The sequence below is a fragment of the Limnohabitans sp. T6-5 genome, from assembly GCF_003063315.1.
Taxonomy (GTDB): Bacteria; Pseudomonadota; Gammaproteobacteria; order Burkholderiales; family Burkholderiaceae_C; genus Limnohabitans_A.
Genome location: NZ_NERV01000001.1, coordinates 1,059,556 through 1,080,296 on the forward strand (window position 1 = coordinate 1,059,556; position 20,741 = coordinate 1,080,296).

17 protein-coding genes and 1 CRISPR repeat array are annotated in these 20,741 nt (G+C 55.9%); of the genes, 13 read left to right on the top strand and 4 right to left on the bottom strand.

Translation table 11 applies throughout. From position 1 onward, the window contains the following. The first annotated feature begins 24 nt into the window (after positions 1-24). The 4 genes from cas2 (at position 25) to B9Z51_RS04605 (ending at position 4,529) form a co-directional block, all read left to right on the top strand. On the top strand, positions 25-420 hold the full coding sequence (gene cas2, locus B9Z51_RS04590; protein WP_108372736.1) for a CRISPR-associated endonuclease Cas2: 396 nt from the start codon (positions 25-27) through the stop codon (positions 418-420). A gap of 63 nt (positions 421-483) precedes the next feature. Further along, positions 484-3,010: a CRISPR direct-repeat array (repeat unit 36 nt; unit sequence GCCAAACCGCAGCCCCGAATATCAGGGGATTAAGAC). Positions 3,011-3,019: 9 nt separating this feature from the next. Beyond that, a complete protein-coding gene (locus B9Z51_RS04595) occupies positions 3,020-3,283 on the top strand; it encodes a glutaredoxin (protein ID WP_255419292.1) in 264 nt (87 codons plus the stop codon). 58 nt (positions 3,284-3,341) lie between these two features. Continuing rightward, on the top strand, positions 3,342-3,902 hold the full coding sequence (locus tag B9Z51_RS04600; protein ID WP_108372164.1) for a cytochrome b: 561 nt from the start codon (positions 3,342-3,344) through the stop codon (positions 3,900-3,902). 15 nt (positions 3,903-3,917) lie between these two features. Then, complete coding sequence (locus B9Z51_RS04605) at positions 3,918-4,529, top strand: CYTH domain-containing protein (RefSeq protein ID WP_108372166.1); 612 nt, start codon at positions 3,918-3,920, stop codon at positions 4,527-4,529. Here B9Z51_RS04605 and B9Z51_RS18370 read toward each other — a convergent pair. Further along, positions 4,526-5,152: an AraC family transcriptional regulator gene (locus tag B9Z51_RS18370; RefSeq protein WP_158272823.1), complete on the bottom strand. Its 627-nt coding sequence runs from the start codon at positions 5,150-5,152 to the stop codon at positions 4,526-4,528. The genes B9Z51_RS04605 and B9Z51_RS18370 overlap by 4 nt on opposite strands. 339 nt (positions 5,153-5,491) lie before the next feature. Here B9Z51_RS18370 and B9Z51_RS04615 point away from each other — a divergent pair, with 339 nt between their 5' ends. Next, positions 5,492-6,982, top strand: a complete 1,491-nt coding sequence (locus B9Z51_RS04615; protein WP_233254818.1) for a cytochrome P450 — start codon at positions 5,492-5,494, stop codon at positions 6,980-6,982. Between the two features lie 38 nt (positions 6,983-7,020). On the opposite strand, the gene B9Z51_RS04620 is transcribed toward B9Z51_RS04615, so the two are convergent. Continuing rightward, the gene (locus B9Z51_RS04620; RefSeq protein ID WP_108372172.1) at positions 7,021-7,431 is read right to left on the bottom strand and encodes a PaaI family thioesterase; all 411 of its coding nucleotides are present in this window, start codon (positions 7,429-7,431) and stop codon (positions 7,021-7,023) included. Further along, on the bottom strand, positions 7,428-7,787 hold the full coding sequence (locus B9Z51_RS04625) for a MerR family transcriptional regulator (protein WP_108372173.1): 360 nt from the start codon (positions 7,785-7,787) through the stop codon (positions 7,428-7,430). The genes B9Z51_RS04620 and B9Z51_RS04625 overlap by 4 nt, the downstream gene beginning before the upstream one ends. Positions 7,788-7,928: 141 nt before the next feature. Here B9Z51_RS04625 and B9Z51_RS04630 point away from each other — a divergent pair, with 141 nt between their 5' ends. Next, entirely contained in the window at positions 7,929-9,104 is a 1,176-nt protein-coding gene (locus B9Z51_RS04630; protein WP_108372175.1) for a serine hydrolase, read from the top strand. A gap of 13 nt (positions 9,105-9,117) precedes the next feature. On the opposite strand, the gene B9Z51_RS04635 is transcribed toward B9Z51_RS04630, so the two are convergent. Then, entirely contained in the window at positions 9,118-9,684 is a 567-nt protein-coding gene (locus tag B9Z51_RS04635; RefSeq protein WP_233254819.1) for a TetR/AcrR family transcriptional regulator, read from the bottom strand. A 585-nt stretch (positions 9,685-10,269) separates the two neighbouring features. Between B9Z51_RS04635 and B9Z51_RS04640 the strand changes: the two genes are divergently transcribed. From B9Z51_RS04640 to B9Z51_RS04670, 7 genes are all read left to right on the top strand, one after another. Beyond that, on the top strand, positions 10,270-11,643 hold the full coding sequence (locus tag B9Z51_RS04640; RefSeq protein WP_108372179.1) for a DUF1329 domain-containing protein: 1,374 nt from the start codon (positions 10,270-10,272) through the stop codon (positions 11,641-11,643). Positions 11,644-11,675: 32 nt separating this feature from the next. Next, complete coding sequence (locus tag B9Z51_RS04645; RefSeq protein ID WP_108372181.1) at positions 11,676-13,427, top strand: DUF1302 domain-containing protein; 1,752 nt, start codon at positions 11,676-11,678, stop codon at positions 13,425-13,427. Positions 13,428-13,546: 119 nt separating this feature from the next. Continuing rightward, positions 13,547-15,898: an RND family transporter gene (locus tag B9Z51_RS04650; protein ID WP_108372182.1), complete on the top strand. Its 2,352-nt coding sequence runs from the start codon at positions 13,547-13,549 to the stop codon at positions 15,896-15,898. Positions 15,899-15,908: 10 nt separating this feature from the next. Continuing rightward, positions 15,909-16,883 (top strand): YCF48-related protein, encoded by a 975-nt coding sequence (locus B9Z51_RS04655; RefSeq protein WP_158272824.1) that lies wholly within the window; start codon positions 15,909-15,911, stop codon positions 16,881-16,883. A 38-nt stretch (positions 16,884-16,921) separates the two neighbouring features. Beyond that, positions 16,922-18,382, top strand: a complete 1,461-nt coding sequence (locus tag B9Z51_RS04660) for a coniferyl aldehyde dehydrogenase (protein ID WP_108372186.1) — start codon at positions 16,922-16,924, stop codon at positions 18,380-18,382. Positions 18,383-18,425: 43 nt separating this feature from the next. Further along, positions 18,426-19,037, top strand: coding sequence for a hypothetical protein (locus B9Z51_RS04665; RefSeq protein WP_108372188.1), 612 nt, complete (start codon positions 18,426-18,428; stop codon positions 19,035-19,037). Continuing rightward, entirely contained in the window at positions 19,034-20,620 is a 1,587-nt protein-coding gene (locus tag B9Z51_RS04670) for an FAD-dependent oxidoreductase (RefSeq protein WP_108372190.1), read from the top strand. The genes B9Z51_RS04665 and B9Z51_RS04670 overlap by 4 nt, the downstream gene beginning before the upstream one ends. Positions 20,621-20,741 lie beyond the last annotated feature (121 nt).

Genomic DNA, 20,741 nt, shown 5'->3' on the forward strand with positions numbered 1-20,741 from the left:
GCCCACCACACGAGCGCCATGACCATGCCCCCAAAAACCCATCTCATTCAACAAATCCCCCACAGCCACGCCCAACGCTGGCTGCTGGCCCACGACATCCGCGATAAAAAACGGCTGCAACGCGTCTGGCGCTTTTTGCGGCAAGAAGGCGTGCGCTTGCAGTACTCGGTTTACCTGCTGGCGGGTACGCGCCAACACGTCGAAACAATCATCGACCGCCTGCGCGAACTCATTGATGAAGGTGCAGACGATGTGCGCATCTACCCCCTGACCGAAAACACCCGCATCTGGGGCCTGGGCACACAATTTAATGATGACGGCAACACGCTGTGCGATGCATTCATGGATAAACTCAAGCAAGCGGATATTGGCGCACCCGAAACGATGGCAAACGACGACCCCAGGCTCAGCTTTTCATGACACGAATTCATTGGCAGGCGATCACGCAAGTGCTTGTTGTCATTCGATTTTTTGACGTGAGGAGCCAAACCGCAGCCCCGAATATCAGGGGATTAAGACATCTTAGCGATCATCCGATTTCGGTCAACATAGCCAAACCGCAGCCCCGAATATCAGGGGATTAAGACGGTTAACCCATTCAATCTTTGCAGCCCAATAGCCAAACCGCAGCCCCGAATATCAGGGGATTAAGACGCTTGGCCGTCGTACAGGTTAAAGAATGCCAGCGCCAAACCGCAGCCCCGAATATCAGGGGATTAAGACAACCGGATGCTGTGCAGCACTGGCTTGCTAGGCTGCCAAACCGCAGCCCCGAATATCAGGGGATTAAGACAATCGCCGGGGTTTTTGCTGTTGCGGTCATGGCCAAACCGCAGCCCCGAATATCAGGGGATTAAGACGCGTTGTCTTTAGCTAGGAGCTGAGCTTTATAGGCCAAACCGCAGCCCCGAATATCAGGGGATTAAGACGCCATGGGCTAGTCCAATCGTTAATCACTGTAAGGCCAAACCGCAGCCCCGAATATCAGGGGATTAAGACGCATGTGGACGCGGTGCCCATGATTGTTAAATTGCCAAACCGCAGCCCCGAATATCAGGGGATTAAGACTCTTGCAACTGTACCATATTGTAAATGATACTAGCCAAACCGCAGCCCCGAATATCAGGGGATTAAGACCCGCCCAGGCCTCCACCGATTTTATTTGGAGCGCCAAACCGCAGCCCCGAATATCAGGGGATTAAGACGCCATGACAAGGGCGATGATGCACAGTGCCACAGCCAAACCGCAGCCCCGAATATCAGGGGATTAAGACCCATGTTGTTTACTCCTATTTGTTGCGTGTGCCGCCAAACCGCAGCCCCGAATATCAGGGGATTAAGACTTCCCTCAAGCGTTGCACTTCTTCCAGGTCTTTTGCCAAACCGCAGCCCCGAATATCAGGGGATTAAGACGTTTTTCTTTGTCGCTAAGATTGTTGCCGCCGCGCCAAACCGCAGCCCCGAATATCAGGGGATTAAGACATCCAGATAGCCAGTACCGTTCGCCCATCGGGCGCCAAACCGCAGCCCCGAATATCAGGGGATTAAGACCCTTTTACCGCGTACCCTACAGCCAGCAGTGTGCCAAACCGCAGCCCCGAATATCAGGGGATTAAGACAGAGAATATATTATCTCAGGCATTCAATATAGGCAGCCAAACCGCAGCCCCGAATATCAGGGGATTAAGACTTCGGGGCTTGAGCAACGGCAACGGCCGAAAAGCCAAACCGCAGCCCCGAATATCAGGGGATTAAGACAGATATCTATGTACTGTCCGTGTTTACCACTCCGCCAAACCGCAGCCCCGAATATCAGGGGATTAAGACCCAAAATCCTGCTGTTCAGACCAACGATAGACGCCAAACCGCAGCCCCGAATATCAGGGGATTAAGACCATAGTTAGTTTTACAGTGATCGATGATTTCTTGCCAAACCGCAGCCCCGAATATCAGGGGATTAAGACAAATTTCATTTGCTTTAATATCGACCAAACCTTGGCCAAACCGCAGCCCCGAATATCAGGGGATTAAGACGCATACTTGGCCATGTTCTCGCGCAGCACCGAGCCAAACCGCAGCCCCGAATATCAGGGGATTAAGACCAAGTTGGTCACACCGGCCACTGCCGAGTTCACGCCAAACCGCAGCCCCGAATATCAGGGGATTAAGACCCTTGGAAAGGTTGGAGACTTGCAATCGCTTGCGCCAAACCGCAGCCCCGAATATCAGGGGATTAAGACTCCGACTGCCGGCCCAATCATCACAATTATCATAAGCCAAACCGCAGCCCCGAATATCAGGGGATTAAGACGCGGGTTGCTTGACACTGATCAACCCCGGTACAGCCAAACCGCAGCCCCGAATATCAGGGGATTAAGACGGCCTCATTTGTTTCATCAATCAGCGAGTTTCTGTCAAACCGCAGCCCCGAATATCAGGGGATTAAGACGTGTGGGGTATGTGAAATCTGCTTTTGTGGTACGCCAAACCGCAGCCCCGAATATCAGGGGATTAAGACGATGCTTTGTTCCCAACTGCCTCAATTTCGTATAGCTAAACCGCAGCCCCGAATATCAGGGGATTAAGACAGCCAAAAGTTTTTGCGCGTCCCCTTTGGAAACAGCCAAACCGCAGCCCCGAATATCAGGGGATTAAGACCTATCAGGCACATTAGCACAATCAAGACTTCCGCCAAACCGCAGCCCCGAATATCAGGGGATTAAGACATTTGCGCACTTTACAGCTTCGTCTGCGAGGTCGCCAAACCGCAGCCCCGAATATCAGGGGATTAAGACACGTCGGCACCCTTCACGTCGCTGAAAAGGTCGCCAAACCGCAGCCCCGAATATCAGGGGATTAAGACCCCAGAACTTTGAGGCTGCTTCATCCATCGCCCGGAACGCCAAACCGCAGCCCCGAATATCAGGGGATTAAGACTTCTGGCCCACTGGCCAGTTGAGTGGTGATGGTAAGGGCCAAACCGCAGCCCCGAATATCAGGGGATTAACAGGCTATTGAAATACCGCCACACAGAAAGCGCCAGTTCAGCACCTGCCCGTTTTGCATCAAGGTGCGCCAGGAAATGCGCCGCCTCTCGCTGCCCATTGAAAAGCGCGACGCCCAGCACGACAGCGCCCACCGCGAACAACTGTTGCTAGGCAGCGGCGCCACCAAAGTCCCGTGTCTCCAGATCACCGAAGCGAATGGCCAGATCCGCTGGCTGCAGGATTCGGCCGCGATCGCGGCTTATCTGCGCGAGCGTTTTGCGGTGCCATTGGCTTGACCCATGTCATTCCGCGTTCATGTTGGACCAGCACAATAGGGTTTTCAGGGAGAACAACATGAACACACCACGCACCCACTACGACACCTTCAGCCGTGCACTGCACTGGCTCACAGCCATCGTGGTCATCGCCGCCTTCATCCTCGGGCCTGAGCACTTTGGCCGCGAAATGCGCCAAGGTCTGGACCCGGCCACACGCTGGGACATCGTGGTGCACGAATCGCTGGGTGTGCTGGTGGTGGTGCTGACGCTGCTGCGCCTGCTGTGGGTGGCGGTGCGCCCAAGCAAACCCCAATTTGAGATGTCCAAGTGGATGCAGCTGACCGCCAAATCCACGCACGGCTTGTTGTGGCTCATGCTCTTGGCCGTGCCGGTGAGCGCCTTTCTGGCCCTGGGCAGTGAAGGCCACCCTCTGACCTTGTTGGGTGGCATCCGCGTCAACGAGATGCCTTTCATTGCCCAGTCACCGCTTGCTGATCTGGCTGATTGGGGTGATGTGCACGGTCTGCTGGGCGACATGATTTTGTGGTTGTCAGGCCTGCATGCAGTGGCTGCGATCTTTCACCACGTTTTGCTCAAGGACGGCGTTTTAATTTCCATGTTGCCTTCACGCCGTTGAGCGCTGCCCCTGCGCATGGAAACCGAACTCAAACTCACCTTGTCCGAGCCAGACCTGCCGCGTCTGCTGGACCACCCATTGCTGACGGCACAAGGCACAAGGCAACACCTGCTCAACACCTATTTCGACACGCCCGATCTGGCCCTGCAACAACGCCGCATGGCCGTGCGCGAAAGGCGGTCAGGCGAGCGATGGCTGTTGACCGTCAAGACCGCAGGCCAAAGCACAGGTGGCTTGTCACGCAGGCAGGAATGGGAAGGTCCGACCACCCCCGGAGCGTTGCAGTTCGATCAGCTGGTGAATGACGCCGCGCTGAGCCAAACGTTGATGACCCTTCGCCCAAGACTGCAAGCCATGTTCTGCACCGACTTTGAACGCCAGCGCTGGCTCATCACCCACGCAGGTGCTGAAATCGAAGTCGCCCTCGACCAGGGCCGCATCCATGTGCCCGGCACCGCTCTGAGCGAGCCGCTGCTGGAGTTGGAATTGGAACTTTTGAGTGGCCCGGAAGAGGCCCTGCTGGCACTGGCCGAGGTGCTGCGCCAGGCACCTCAAGGCCCCGTGACGCTTGCGCCCAGTGATGCGAGCAAGGCGCAGCGGGGCATGGCGCTTTGGCGGCGGGCTTAAAGAGCCAAGTTAGCCGTCGTAGGCACGTCGAAACCTGCAAGTTGCGCCCATGCCCGATAGACCCAAAACGCCTCATCGGTGTTGAAGCCATGCCGCAAGGCCTCGGGGCTGAAGCCGGTGATGCGGCGGGTCTCGCGGATGAAATGGCTTTGGTCAGAAAACCCGTTGTCCAAAGCGATCTGCGCCCAGTCGACACGATCTTCGAGCATGGCCTCCATCACCGCAAAAAATGCAGCCTCACCCCTGACGGAGCCTTGCAACTTGCGCAAGGACCAACCCGTCCACTGCTTGATGCGACGTTCGGACTGTCGCAAGCTGCGCCCCCATCCGGTGCCTGCAGCCCGCATGGCCAAAGACGCCATCCACGGGGCGAACGCTTGCGCCCAGTTGCGCTGCGGGCCTGCAGGTGTGAATCGGTCCACCTCCCGGTCATTCCACAGGGGCAGCAAATCTTCAAAAAAAGTATGCACACGACTGTCGGTGTGACCACCCTCGCGCATGCGCTGACATGCCGCCAGCAAGGCCGCAGGCAAGACACTGCGCGCATCGACGATTTGGTTGCTCAAATCCTGTGGCGACACCCCCGTGAGCGCCCACCAGGCATCCGGATAAAAAAGGACCATCACGCCATCCGCTTGAGGCCCGTACAAAACACTGCGGGGCGAACTGTGTGGGCCTGTCACCGTTATCGCGGGCAGGCTCTGGCGAGGAGCCTGGGGGTCAAATGGCGTACTGGCATCCAACACTTCGGCCGAGCCCTCGAACATGCAAGCGATCGCACAGATCGGACCGGCAGGGTAGTGCCCCCAGCGCTGTGACGCATTCAAACCCACCGCGCTGCGGGCTATCGCCGCACGCACACAAGCACTCAGGCCCCATGGCGGCAGCCAAGTTTGTAGGGGTGCAAAGTTGTGAGCAGGGGCATCGCAAGACATATGCAAAGTATAGGTAAGACAACATTCATGCAAAACCAATACCCCCAAGGTGTCGATTCGATTCAAGACGGCCAGCCAGTGACCGCGCAAGATCAGGCCATGGACACCACACACACCCCCCATCACCACACATCCCCCACCCAGCCCATGCACACCATCCCCCCAGGCCCAGCTGCCCGCTTATGGGGTTTGAACCACCTGCGCACCATGCGAGCCGACTATTTGGGGTTTGTCGGGCGCTTGCAAAGCCAGCACCCAGACATCGCGCATGTGCAAGTCTTGAACGAGCACATCGTCCACGTCTTTCATCCTGACTGGGTCCGCGAAGTGTTGGTCGACCAATCCGATGCACTGATCCGCTGGGAACGTGCGACCGAAATCTTCAGTGTCGCCATGGGGCAAAGCGTGCTGGTGACCGAAGGCACCTCATGGCAGCGCCAGCGCCGCATGCTGCAGCCGGGCTTCACCCCCAAGCGGGTGACAGGCTACGCCGCGTTGATGACGTCCGCAGCGCAAGACGCGCTGGCCGACCTGGCCCAACGCCCGACAGAACAAAGCGTGGACATGGATGCGCTCATGACCACCATGACGCTGGATGTGATTTTGCGTGCCTTATTCGGCTCGCACCTGGTCAGGGATGCCCGCACTATTGCCGAGGCCATCCAGACCTTGAGCCATTCGGGCATCGAGGAGATGTTCAAACCGTTTTCATGGCCGCTTTGGATGCCCCTGCCTTCGGTGCGCAAAGTGCGCCATGCCAAACAAACGCTGGACCGCGTGATCCAGCAACACATTCAGGCCCAACCATCAGCGCAACAGCAAGACAGCGAAGACCTGCTGACCATGCTGCAACAAGCCCGCGACCCCGTGCACCCAGAACAAGGTCTGAGCGCGCAAGAACTGCACGATCAGACCATGGTGATGTTCCAGGCCGGTCATGAAACCACGGCCACGGCCATGACCTGGTGGAGCGGGCTGATCGCACGTCACCCTGAAGTGGCCGAGCGCATCCACGCCGAAGTCGATGCGGTGTTGCAAGGCAAAACCCCAACGCCTGACAGCTTGCAGCAACTGCCGTGGCTGCAAGCCAGCCTCAAAGAAGCCATGCGCCTGTACCCACCCGCAGCGGTCTTGATGACCCGACGCGCCATCAAGGATGTGAAGGTCGGGCCATGGACATTGCCAAAAGGTCAGTTGATCGCTTTCACCCCCTACGTCATTCAACGCGATCCACGCTGGTTCGAATCTCCCGCTGAATTCAAGCCAGAACGCTTTTTGCCCGGCGCACCCACCATGCCTCGCGGTGTGTGGATGCCCTTTGGCACCGGCCCCCGGGTGTGCATTGGCCAGCACTTTGCCCTGCTCGAAATGGGTCTGATCGCGGCCATGCTGATGCAGCGTTTCCGATTGGAATGGCCTGAAGGTACGCCATGGCCCCAAGGCGATTTGGCGGTGACTTTGCGGCCTGCGCAAGCCATTCGGTTGAAACTGCATCCCAGAATGTCACAGCCCCGTTGAGAGGAACACTCTGGAGGCGGTCTACCCGCCTCGAAACATCATGCCCCCTGAACCACGGTCAGCAAAGTCTGACCATTCGCCACCAGCTTCTCGCCCTCTGAATCCACCGTAAACAAATCACAGCTGGTGAACACTTGTGCTTTGCCGGGTTTGACCACCCGCGCTCGGGCAATGAACTTCTGACCCACGGCAGGGCGCAAGCAGTTGACTGAAAAGTTGGCGGCCAACAAATTCGGCCCCGCCACGGTTCCGGCTGCAAAGCCGCAGGCGGTGTCGATGAGTGTGCCGATCAGGCCTGCATGCAAATAACCCGAGTACTGCCCCACCTCTGCACGCCAGGGCATCTGGATCTCGACAAATCCAGGTTCGGCCACCGTCACCTCGATGCCGCACCAGCGGTTGAACTCGGCCATGGCGTTGATTTTTTTCAGCATGTCCAGTGGGCTCATGGTTTTTTCCTGGCTTGGGTTTTGAACCATCCGATGTGGTCCATCAGTTTTTGGCGCAGTGCTTGTTGCTCGTTCAAGAGCTGGTCAATCTCGGCGACACGCTTCAGGATCGCGTCGATCATGTCTTGCGCTGACAGCTTGCCCGTTTTGAAGCGCGGCAAATACTCGGCAATGAAGGGCAGCGAGAACCCCATCTCCCGCGACATGGCAATGAAGATGACGTGATTCACGGTTTTTTCGTCGTACACACGGTAGCCATTGGCCAATCGCTGGCTTTCAATCAGGCCGTCGGCCTCGTACCGCCGCAAGCGGTGCACCGACACCTGGGTCTTGGCAGAGAGTTCTGAAATGCGCATGAATTCAGTCTAGCAACGCTTGCACAGCGCAAGGGTTATGGCCTTTGACGCATGGGCGACAAGCCAAAGCGACCGCTGCGCTCCAGGTGATACCCCCTCAGCAGTCACTGGTGTACAAAACACACTTCAACCGGAGCCCCGATGACTGCACACACTGCCTTGCCCCACGCCCAACCCGCCGATGTGGGCTTGTGCCCCGAGCGCACCCAACGATTGATGGACGTGCTGCGCCGCGAAGTGGCCAGTGGCAGGTTACCCGGTGCCGTGGCCATGGTCGCTCGGCGCGGCCAGATCGGGTTGTTCGAGGCCGTGGGCCAGCAAGACCCCGCCACGGGCGCGCCGATGAAAACCGACAGCATCTTCCGCATCTATTCGATGACCAAGCCGGTCGTGTCGGTGGCAGTGATGATGCTGGTCGAGCGCGGGCAGCTGCTCTTGAGCGACCCGGTCAGCCGCTGGTTGCCTGAATATGCCAACCAGCAAGTGGCCACGGCCCAAGGCTTGGAACCCGTGCGGCAAGAAGCCACGGTGCAAGACCTGCTGCGCCACACGGCGGGGCTGACCTATGAATTTTTGGGTGACTCGGCCGTGCAGCGCCAATACGGCGAGGTGAAGATCGCCTCACGCGAGCGGACCAATGCCGAGTTCTCGCAAACGCTGGCCTCTGTGCCGCTGCAGTTCCAGCCCGGCACCGTGTGGGCCTACAGCCGCGCCACCGATGTACTGGGCAGGCTGGTCGAGGTGGTCAGCGGGCAAGGCTTGGGCGCATTTTTGCAAGCTGAAATCTTTGGCCCGCTGGGCATGGTGGACACGGGCTTTGCCGTGCCGCCTGATCAGCAGCACCGAATTGCCGAGCCCTTTGCGCACGACCCCGATGGCGGTGTGCCGATGAAAGTGCTGGAGCCGCGCCAAGTGCCCGCCACGGAAGGCGGCGGCGGAGGCCTGATGTCCACCGCCATTGACTACACCCGCTTTTTGCAGTGCCTGCGCAACCGGGGTGAATTGAACGGCGTGCGCCTGCTCGGCCCCCACACGGTGGACTACATGACCGCCGACCATTTGGGCGGCATGCCGTCCGACGGCACCTTGCTGCCACCGGGCCACGGCTTTGGCCTCGGGTTTGCGGTACGCACCCATTTGGGCTTGTCGCCTGTGCCTGGCTCGGTGGGCTTGTATTACTGGGGCGGCATCGCGGGCACCACCTTTTTTGTGGACCCGGCGCTCGACATGGTCGCCATGCTGATGGTCCAGGCGCCCAACCAAAGAGATTACTATCGACCCCTGTTTCGTGACTTGGTGTATGCAGCGCTGGTTTAACGGCAGCCGAGCATCATGGACTTGAAAAAAATGTTCTGAGATGCCCTCGGACCATAGCGATCATTTCATCCATCATGATCCGCTCAACCCGCCCGCCAATCTCAACGGACACGCGTGTCATGTGCGCGCCTGTTTCAATGCAGGTCAGAAACACATTCTGTGCCCTATCAGCTCTGAGATTTGGAACGAACTGACTGACTTTGTCCACCCATTCCTGGGCATGACGCAAGTTGTCTTTTCTGTCTATGGCCCTCAACTCTGACCAACCTTGAGAATCCATCCAGATGGCTCTGTAAGTGGCATTGGTTTTGACATAGTCGTGGTAGCCATACACAACGTCCTCGATATAGACAAGAAACGACTCAACACTGTCAACCTGACTCAGGAGTTGCGTGTTTTGCTCATAAAAATAATCCAGATATCTTTCCAATAGCGCTTGGATGATTTCTTCCCGATTGCTGAAGTACTGATACACGCTGGCATTGGCCATGCCTGATGCGGCAGCAATGTCGGTGATTTTTAGGTTTGCCGCCCCCACCTCCAGAATGCACGCCTCTGCTGCGGCCAGGATTTTCTCCAAGCGTTCTTTGGATCGATCCTGCGAGGGCTTGCGCCTTGAAGTGCCATCGCTTTTTGGTGGCGAAGAACTCTCGTCAACCGAGGCGGAATCCGACGCCAATTTTTCGGAATCTCTTGTGCTGTTGACCATAACTATCTCACCCTCCTGAATCAAACAAATCTTTCAAGCGTGTTGATCGTATGGGCAGTGGGCACATCGGGTATTCAGACGTGTGTGAAATCCACATTTTTTTCATGACATACCCCCACATATTTCAAAAAATTTACCATATTAGACAGAAATTTCGGGCTTTTCTACTCTTCAAATTAGTCATAAATGACACTTCATACACCTTCAACTATCTTTAGAAATAAGGGAAAACAACTATTCATGACTACTTGTCACGTTAATACTTCGCGGCTAACATCAACATGACAAGTTGTCGCATTTGAAGGTATTCCAGTATGGTCGACCGGTAAATTGCCCAACTGTGCACACAAGAACACGTCTGCAGCCCAAGCCTTCAGGGCTGACGACTGTCAACACGACATACCTGCCGCGCAAGCGCGCAAAGCCGGATACGCATACAACGCAAGGAGACCACCGATGAAATTGAAGACCCCAAGCCCTTGGCGCACACTTGCCCTGACTGTCAGCCTGAGCCTTGGCACGAACGCCGTGATGGCCGCCGTAGGTGAACAAGAGGCAGCCAAATTGGCTAAAGAACTCACGCCAATTGGCGCTGAAAGGGCGGGAAACAAAGACGCCAGCATCCCGGAGTGGAGTGGCGGATTACCCAAGGGCAAACACAAAACAGGTGAGCCACGCAACGATCCTTTTGCCGCAGACAAGCCGCTCTACAGCATTGATGCGAGCAACGTCGAAAAATACAAAGACAAGCTGTCTGCGGGTCAAATCGAGTTGATCAAAACCCGCAAGGGTTACCGCATGGATGTTTATCCCACCCGTCGCAGTTGCGGTTATCCGGAAGCGGTCTACAGCCAAACCAAAAATAACGCCACTCAGGCCAAACTCACATCCGATGGCCTGGACAATCTTGCGCAAGCTGTAGGTGGTGGCTTCCCGTTTCCGATACCAACCAACGGCGCTGAAGCGGTTTGGAATCACCGATTGCGCTGGCAAGGAGAGGGACGCATCGAACACTACCAAACCAACTTCATCAATGCAGACGGCAGTTTTTACAGCCTGGCTCAAGATCAATGGGTAACGATGCCCTTTGCATCGAGTAAAGCCAAATCACCCGAGGATGTTCAGGATGTTTTGCAGAAACTGCTGAACGTGGCCACCAGCCCCGCGTCTCGTGCTGGCGAGGTCATTCTGGGGCACTTCTTCATGTCAAAGCCCAACGATGCATGGATGTATTTCCCGGGTCAAAGGCGGGTGCGCCGTTTGCCGAACTTGGCTTATGACAATCCGATTCCTGGCTACGAGAACCTCGAAACGGTTGATCAATACCCCATGTTCTCGGGTCAACTGGACCGCTACGACTGGAAGTTGGTCGGTAAAAAAGAGATGTACGTGCCCTACAACAATTTCAAGTTGGTGGCCAAGCGCCCCATCAAGGACATCTATGAAGGGCAGTATCCCAAGCGGGATTTGATGCGCTACGAACTCCACCGCGTCTGGAAAGTCGAGGCCACAGTCAAGGCCGGCAAACGACATGTGTTTGCAAAGCGCGAGTTTTACCTGGACGAAGACACCTGGATGCTCCTCAATGCCGATCAGTACGACGCGCAAGGCAAGCTGTGGCGCGTAATGGAGGCCTCGATCTACCCCGCTGTTGAATTGGGAGCGTGCGTGAGCCAGGAATTCATGTCTTGGGATCTGAATGTCAACCGCTATATCGCCGAGAACGCCACACAGGAGTCCAAAGCCACGGACTGGTTGGCGGGTGCCGAAGGCCGCATTGACCCGAAACGCTTTGAATCCGAAGAGCTGCGCCGCTTTGGTGATCGGTAAAAAATTCCCAAATCAAAATCAGGAGACAAGCCATGCATAAAAAACACAAGTTCACCCATAAGAAATTGGCCTGGGTGTGTGCGGCATTCACGGCCAGCATGAGTCCGCTGGCACACGCTGTAAAGTTTGAAATGGACAACGGCATCACCGGCAGTTTTGATTCCACCCTCAGCTTTGGCATGCAGCAACGCCTGAAATCGCCCAATACCCGGATGATCGGCAACGACAGTGGCGGAACTGGCGCCACCTCAGGTGCACTGGGCACTTTGGTCAATGGCGATGCAAGCACTGCCAACCCGGACATCAATTTCACCAACTCTGACGACGGCAACCTGAACTACAAGAAAGGGGCTGTGGTTTCATCTGTGGTCAAAGGAACGCATGAATTGTTTTTGCGGGAGCAAGGCAATTGGTCCATGTTGGGACGGTTCACCTGGTCAAGTGATTTGTCTGCTCGCAACACCAGTCGAAGCCCTCTGGATAATGAGGCGGCCAATGCCCTGAAAAAAGACATCAGTCTGCTTGACCTCTGGATTGCCAAAGATCTCGATTTGGCTGGGAATTCAGCCAAGCTGAAGCTGGGCAATCAAGTCATCAGTTGGGGCGAAGACATCTTCATCCTGGGCGGCATCAACTCGATCAACGCACTGGACTTGCGCAAATACCATATCCCCGGTACGCAATTGAAAGAAATCTTCATCCCTGCCCCGATGGCCTCGCTGAGCACAAGCCTGGGCAAAGGATTCTCTACAGAAGCCTACTACCAGTTTGCATGGAACGGCATGAAGCTCGACCCGGCAGGCACATTCTGGTCAACCGCAGACTTTGTCGGAGCTGGTGGAAGACGCGGAGGCTATTTTCCAACCAGCTCGTTTTTGGGTGTTGGTGATTTTGATCCGACACGCGCCAGAGATCTCGCCAGTGTTGCGGCAGGTCGTGTTCCGATTGAAACGCAAAAGCCACAAAGAGGGGGACAGTACGGCGTGAACCTGCGGTACAAACCCACCTCAGCTGATACAGACTATGCGGCTTATTACATGCGGTATCACGACAAAATGCCCTTCATCGGCTACAAATCCAATGGTCTCGGAACACCCAACGCCATTGGCCTTTCAGCCCTTGAGCAATACGGCGAGAACCTGGATCTGTTTGGCGTTTCGATGAATACCAAGATGGGTGACTGGGCTTTCGGTGCAGAGTTGTCATACCGTCCCAAGGACAGTGTGGCGATTGACCCCACGGTGCCATTTTCCGGACGTCATAGCCTTTATGAGAAATCCAATGGGTACACAACTGCTGCGCTGGCAAACGGTTATGTGAGTGAAAAGAAATACCAGCTGCAAGCCACTGCATTCCGATTTCTACCCACTGAGTTGACCAGGGCGCTGGGCGCCTCCGAAGGCTACATGATGGCGGAAGTGGCCTATACAAATTACCCTCAGCTGGATCTTTCTGGCGCAGTGCCTTATTACATCACCGACTATTCCCTGCCCACCAAAAGTTCTTGGGGCTACGTCGCTGAGATCGGTCTGAGCTACGCCAACTTCATGAATTCAGGTTGGACCATGAGCCCGGTTGTGGATTTCTTTCATGATGTAAGAGGCACAAGTCCCAATGCCATTCCCTTTGTGCAGGGTCGAAAAGCCCTTGCATTGGCAATGAACTTCGACTACCAGAACAAGATCAAAGCCAGCATTGGCTACACCACGTTCTTTGGTGGTGGAACGAAAAACCTGATGAGCGACCGCGATGTCATGAGCGTCATGATGTCCTATTCATTCTGAGCTGAATGAGCCCGATTTTTCCGGCATGAGGGCCGGAAAAATTTATTCCCCCTATGACTTGACATGTGAACCGGCCTTCGGCTCGGTGGAATGCGAACGTGACAACACAAACAAGCTTGATGCAAAGACTGGAAGATTTCTTCTTCCACTTCAGAAAGACCATCCTTGCTGCGCTGGCCGTTTTCACGGTGTTGATGGGTGTGTTGGCTTCACAGCTGCACATGACAGCCGGTTTTGACAAGCAGCTGCCGCTGGGTCACGAATACACCGACACCTTCTTTCAATACCGCGATCAACTGTTCGGTTCAAACCGCATCATGGTCGCGGTGAGGTCAACCCAAAAAGACATCTGGGACGCAGCTTCGCTGAAAAAGCTGCACGAGGCCACACAAGCCTTGATGAATTTGCCCGGCATCGACAAACGCTCGGTTCAATCGCTGTGGACACCCAACACCCGGGTCTATGAATTGACAGAAGAAGGGTTTGAAGCCGAAGACGTCATTGACGGCAATGTGACACCCGACCGGCTGGATGCGGCACAAATTAACCGGATCAAAGCAAGGGTTGTCCGTGGGGGATATATCGGCAACCTTGTGGCCAACGACGGCACGGCCGCCATGATTGTCGCGGACCTGCTTGAAGAAGATCCACAAACGAAGCAAAAGCTCGACTATCTGAAACTGGCGCATCAAATCGAACAAGAAGTTCGCGTGCCACTGCAAACGCCTGAACATGCCATCCACATCGTTGGGTTTGCCAAACAAATTGGGGACATCGCCGACGGTGCCAAAGGGGTCCTGGTCTTTTTTGCATTGGCCATTGTGCTGACGGCCCTGTCGGTTTACTGGTACTGCCGATCCGTTTCATTGACGCTTTTGGCCCTGGGCTGTTCGATGGTCTCCGTGATCTGGCAGTTTGGCACCCTGCGTCTGCTGGGCTTCGGGCTCGACCCCCTGGCCATTCTGGTGCCCTTCCTGGTCTTTGCCATCGGTGTGTCCCACGGCATCCAGCAAATCAATGCCATTGCCAAGGCCTTGGCGTCTGGCGCCCATCCGATGGCGGCGGCCAAAGCCAGTTTCACGGGCCTGTTCATACCCGGAAGCTTGGCTCTTGTGACCGCTTTTGTGGGCTTCATCACCTTGATCATCATCCCCATCCCGATGATCAGGGAGTTGTCGATTGCCGCGTCGATTGGGGTCGGCTACAAAATCGTGACCAATCTGATCATGCTGCCTTTGGTGGCTTCTTACATCCAATTCCCAAGCACCTACGCTCAGCAACAGGAGGCACTGCAAAATCAGCGCAGCCGTCTCGTTGAAAAACTCGGCTGGATGGCCGAACTGCGCAACGTGCGCTATGTGATGGCTTTGACAGCGGTGCTCTTTGGCGTGGCCGTTTGGCAAAGTCAGGGCCGACACATCGGTGCCTTGCAAGCAGGTGCCCCGGAATTGCGCAGCGAGTCGAGATACAACCAAGACATCGATGCGATTGTTCAACGCTTTGACCTCGGCATGGAAGTGTTGACGGTGGTTTTTGAAACACCCGCCGATTCCTGCAATCAATACGAGGTCGTGAACTACATCGACCAATTCACGCAGCACATCTCGCAGGTACCCGGCGTGCTGACGGTCTCATCCATCTCGAGCTTGGCCAAGTTCGCCAACGCCGGCCTGAACGAAGGTCATCCGAAAATGACCGCCCTGCCCAGAGACAGCCAAGCCTTGCAAATCGCCGTGGGCTACTTGCCAGAAGCCGGTGGTTTGTTCAACCGGGCATGCACCATGATGGCGGCCAACATCTACCTGAGCGACCACAAAGCCACCACCATCCAACCCGTGATGGAAGCGGTCAAACGTTTTCGCACGGATTTCGATGGCCAAGACCAAGGCGTCAAGCCTCGCCTGGCCTCGGGCAATGTCGGCTTGATGGCCGCGATCAATGAAGAGGTCGAGCAGCGCGAAATCGCCATGATGCTGTATGTCTACGCCGCCATCGTGGGCCTGGTTCTGCTGGCCTACAGGGACTGGCGTGCCATGCTCGCTTGTTGCCTGCCTTTGACCTTGGCCACATTCCTGGGTTACTGGTTCATGAAGTCACTCGACATTGGCCTGACCGTGGCCACCCTGCCAGTGATGGTTCTGGCGACAGGCATTGGCGTGGACTACGCCTTCTACATCTACAACCGCTTGCTGGCCCATTTGGTGGCAGGCGCCAACATGAAGTCCGCAATTCAGGGGGCGCTGCGCGAAGTGGGCATTGCGACCATTTTCACGGCCATCACCTTGTCCGTGGGCGTGGCCACATGGGCTTTCTCTGACCTCAAATTCCAAGCGGACATGGGCATCTTGCTGACCTTCATGTTCATGATCAACATGATCATGGCCATCACCGTACTGCCCGCTTTTGCTGTCGCACTCGATGCACTTTTCCCACGCACGAAGCCGATCAAAGCAACGGCCCTTGCCCATTGAAAGCCTATCCATGAAACATCCACTCGCAATGCTTGGCCTGTGGCTGGCCATCGCCTCATCCGCTTTCAGTGCACAAGGGCAGAACACACCCGTGAAAGAAGATGCACAACACCGATGGACCCACGCCCCCTCAAAGGTGGATCCGATGCGCGGGGTGTTTTTTGCCGCCACCCAGGCTGGCCAACGCATCGTGGCCGTGGGTGATCATGGGCTGGTGGTTTTGTCAGAAGATGGCAAAACATTCAAGCAAGCTCAAAAAGTACCCACCCGATCACCCTTGACCTCGGTGCATTTCCACGATGCCAAGCAAGGGTGGATCACTGGACACGATGGCACCATCCTGGGCACACGCGATGGCGGCGAGCATTGGGACATCTTGCGACAAGAGCGCGGTAAAGACGAGGTTTTGCTGTCCATCTGGTTTGCTGACGCACAACACGGCTTTGCTGTGGGGCAATTCGGTCTTGCACTCGAAACCCAAGATGGCGGCAAAACCTGGGAAAGACGAACCCTCTCCACACAAACGCATGTGGCTGAAAAACATTTGATCCATCTGTTTCCCGGACGCCAAGGCATGCTGTTCATCGCTGCAGAGTCGGGCACCATTTTCCGATCTGCCGATTCAGGCAAAACCTGGCAAGCCATTCAAACCGCGAACAAAGGCTCTTTCTGGACCGGCAAGGCCTTGAGCGATGGCAGTCTGCTGGCAGCGGGCATGCGCGGCCATGTCTACCGCAGCCAAGACCAGGGCTTGAGCTGGACTGCCGCTGTCAGTGGCACGCAGCAATCCCTGACCGTCATTCATGAGCGCCAGGACGCCAGTGTGCTGATCACCGGAACCGGTGGCACGCTGTTGCAGCGCGCAGGGGTTCATCAAGACTTCAAGCTTCAAACCCGGGGGGACAACGCCAGCCTGACCGGCGTTGTGAGCCACGCCTCTGGCGACGTCTTTGTCTCGACTGCAGGCATTTTGCGCAACGATTGAACAACCCAGCCCCCCTTCCAACACACCGAACAACGCCCATGACCGAAGCCACACCCGCATCCGATTCACAAACCCTGTCCATTGAGCGCATCCAAGCTGTTTTTCAGGCACAAAAATCGGCCTTTGACAAAGCCCCTTACCCCAGCGCACTCCAACGACGCCAACAACTCAAGGCCATCAAGAAACAAATCAGCCGCTACCAGGATGTGCTCGCGCACGCGATGCATCAGGATTTTGGTTGCCGCTCGCATGCCGAATCCAAGATGCTGGATTTGCTGGGTTCCACGTTGGAGGCCAATCACGCCATCTCGCATGTCAAGCACTGGATGAAACCCAGTCGACGCGGCACAGAGCTGCTTTTTCTTACCAACAAACTGGAAGTGCGATATCAACCCAAAGGTGTGGTTGGCGTCATCGTGCCGTGGAATTTCCCTGTTTACCTCGCGCTGGGACCCTTGATTGCAGCCATCGCTGCGGGCAACAGGGTGATGGTCAAAATGCCGGAAATCACCCCCCACACCAACGCGGCCCTGGAAAAAATGCTCACCGACATATTCTCGGAAGACGAGGTCTTTTTGATCGGAGAAGAGTTGAGGACGCCAGGTGATTTCACCGCCTTGCCTTTTGACCACCTGATCTTCACAGGCTCACCTGCAGTGGGAAAAATCGTGATGCGCCAGGCGGCCGACAACTTGACGCCCGTCACACTGGAGCTCGGTGGCAAATCACCTGCTGTTGTGAGCCGCCACTACCCCATTGCCGATGCCGCCAAACGCATTACCCATGGCAAAGCCACCAATGCCGGGCAGATCTGTGTCTCGCCCGATTACGCCATGGTGCCGCGCGAGAGCATGGGGGCATTTGTCGAGGCCGTCCAGGCCAGCTATGCCCAACTGTTTAAAGGCTCCGTCCGGGACAACCACGACTACACCTGGATCATCAACGATCGACATTTGGCCCGCATCCAGGAACTGCTGGCCGATGCCGTGAGCAAAGGTGCAACCGTTGTCGCTTGCGCCGCGTATGACTCGGCACAGGACCGCCGCAACATGCCCCTGCATGTGGTGACCGATTGCACGCACGACATGCGCATCATGCAAGAAGAAATCTTCGGTCCTGTTTTGCCTGTGGTGTCTTATGACACAGCCCAAGAAGTGATCGCCTTCATCAACGCCAGGGCACGTCCCTTGGCCTTGTATTGCTTCAGTCACAACCAGGCTGAACGTCGTCAGTTGCTGGAGCAAACCCATTCTGGCGGCGTCACCATCAACGACTGGGGGTGGCATGTGGTTAACCATGACGCCCCATTTGGCGGTGTCGGCAATTCCGGCATGGGGACCTACCACGGCGAAGAGGGTTTTTGTGAACTCTCACACGCCAAAACGGTTTTCAAGCGGCACCGATTTTTCCCCATCGGCCTGTTTTATCCCCCTTACGGAAATTTTGTTCAGCGCCTGGCCCTTCGACTGTTTTTGGGCTCGGCCGATCCCAAGCTGTAACCGGTCGTGCTGATCGTTCCACCATTCAACTTCTCTTAACGCCATGAAACATTCACCCCTCTTTACGAAGCGGCGCTTCTTGAAATTTTCGCTATTGGGCGTTGCTGGCGCAGCCACCTTGGTGGCGGGTGCCGGGGCCTACATCACTCAGACCAACCGCTACCGACAACGCTACGGCAGGTTGCTGGTGCTCGATGGCCATCTGGCAGACATAGCCCACACACTGGCCGAAGCTTGTGTGCCAAAGCGGCCAGGTTTTCCAGACATCGAGCAAGCTGAAGTAGTCAAACGGCTCGATGAGGAATTGTTTTTTGTGAGCGACAACATCAGCAGCGATCTCAAAGCTGCCTTTTACCTCCTTGAGATGTTTCCTCTTGCGTATGGTCACCTGTCGCGCTTTTCAAGGTTGACGGTTGAGGAGCGTAAACAAGTGCTCTCGGCAGCATCCGACACCCAGGACGACACGCTGCGCGCAGTGATTGCCAACCTGTCGGCCATGATGCGTTGGTACTACTACGGCCACCCGTCCACATGGAAAGTCATTGGCTATGACGGCCCCTTCGCCAACCTGCCAGAAAAACACAGCGAACAGCGCGTTCTCTATGCCAAGCTGGTCCACGAAACTGACTCTACTATCCAAGCGAAAAAGCCATGACAAATAAAGTTCACCAATACACCGATTACGGCCAACTGACTGAAATCGTGGCCGAGGTCTGCATCATCGGATCAGGATGCGGAGGCGCCACTGTGGCGCATCGACTGGCAGAGGCTGGCATGGATGTGGTCATTCTTGAAAAAGGCGGTTACTACCCTGCATCCACCTTTGACAACAGAGAACTCAACCAAGCCGGCAAAGTCGATGCTGAGCGTGATCTGTCCACAGATACCAACGGGTCCACCATGTTGACCTATGGTGAGTTGGTGGGAGGCACATCGGTTCATTACTGGGCCGACAGTTATCGAACCCCCGCAGACCGTCTTGAATTGTGGCGAACACGCTATGGCATGACAGGTCACAGCGCAGAAGTGCTTGATCCAATTTTTGCGGATATCGAAAAGCGTCATCACATCGAGGAAGCTGAGCCCTTTCGTTACAACCGCATGAACCAGTTGTTCAAGGAAGCTGTCGATGCCCTTGGCTGGGAAAGTGCCCCCATCAAACAAGCCCGAAAGGGCTGCGCTGGTTCGGGCCATTGCATGCAAGGTTGCGCCATTGATGCCAAGCAAAGTCAATTGGTCACCAACATCCCTTCTTCCATGGCTTTGGGTGCAAGGGTCTACGCAGACCTGAAAGCCGAAGACTTTGTGTTTGAGGGCCATCACATCACGCAACTGAATGCGCAGGTAATTGATCGCGCCCGGAATCGACCCAGCGGCCAAAAGATCACCGTCAAAGCCAAGCATTTTGTGGTGGCAGCAGGCGGCTTCAATTCACCCGCATTTTTACTGGCACAACCTCGGCTGCGTGACACATTGCCCGCATTGGGCAAGCATTTCGGCATGAATCCCTGCACCTACGCGCACGGCCTCTACGATGAACCGATCATCTTGTGGCGCAACATACCTGCAGCCTATGGCGTTGAAGGTTTCCGCCAAGCCCGCTACGACGCGAAAGGACAATACATTGAAGGGGGGTATTTGCTGGTACCGGATCAAATTCAACCGGCTCTGATGGCTTACACCATCCCGGGCTTTGATGACGGTGCGGCTGAATGGATGGAAAAGCTGCCCAATGTAGGGGGCGCCATTGGCTGGCTGGATGACCACCCGGATGAGTTGGGAGAAATGAAACTGGACAGCAACGGCGTTCGGCAAATTCACTACCCATACGGACCCACAACCCAAAAAATGTTGCGTGACTTGATGAAAAAAGCCGCCATTGTGAATTTCAAGGCAGGCGCCAGAAAAGTCATGCTCGGTGATTTGAAGCGAACCACGCTGACATCCCTGTCGGAACTGGACCGCATTGACAGCATCGAGATCAAGCCTGGCAGCTTGACGCTGGTTGCACCTCACCCATTTGGCGGTTGCCGCATGGGGCCAGACCCCAAAACGTCCGTCACCGACTCCAATCACCGGGTGCATGGCGTCGACAATCTTTTTGTCGCCGATCCATCTGTTTTCCCGACAGGCCCCTCTGTCGATCCAAGTGTCACGATCATGGCCTTCAGCTACATCGCAGCTGAACAGATCGCACAAGCCATGGGTAAAAAAACACTCCCTGTCAAGACCTCCTGATGTGCGCCTGTTTCTCGTTGAATCGGCTCAGGATTGGCGAGTCAAACCGATTAACATCGACTGGATGAGGCTTTGGTGACCTCGTGCCGTTAATCGGCTGTTGACCGTCATGCCCCTGGAC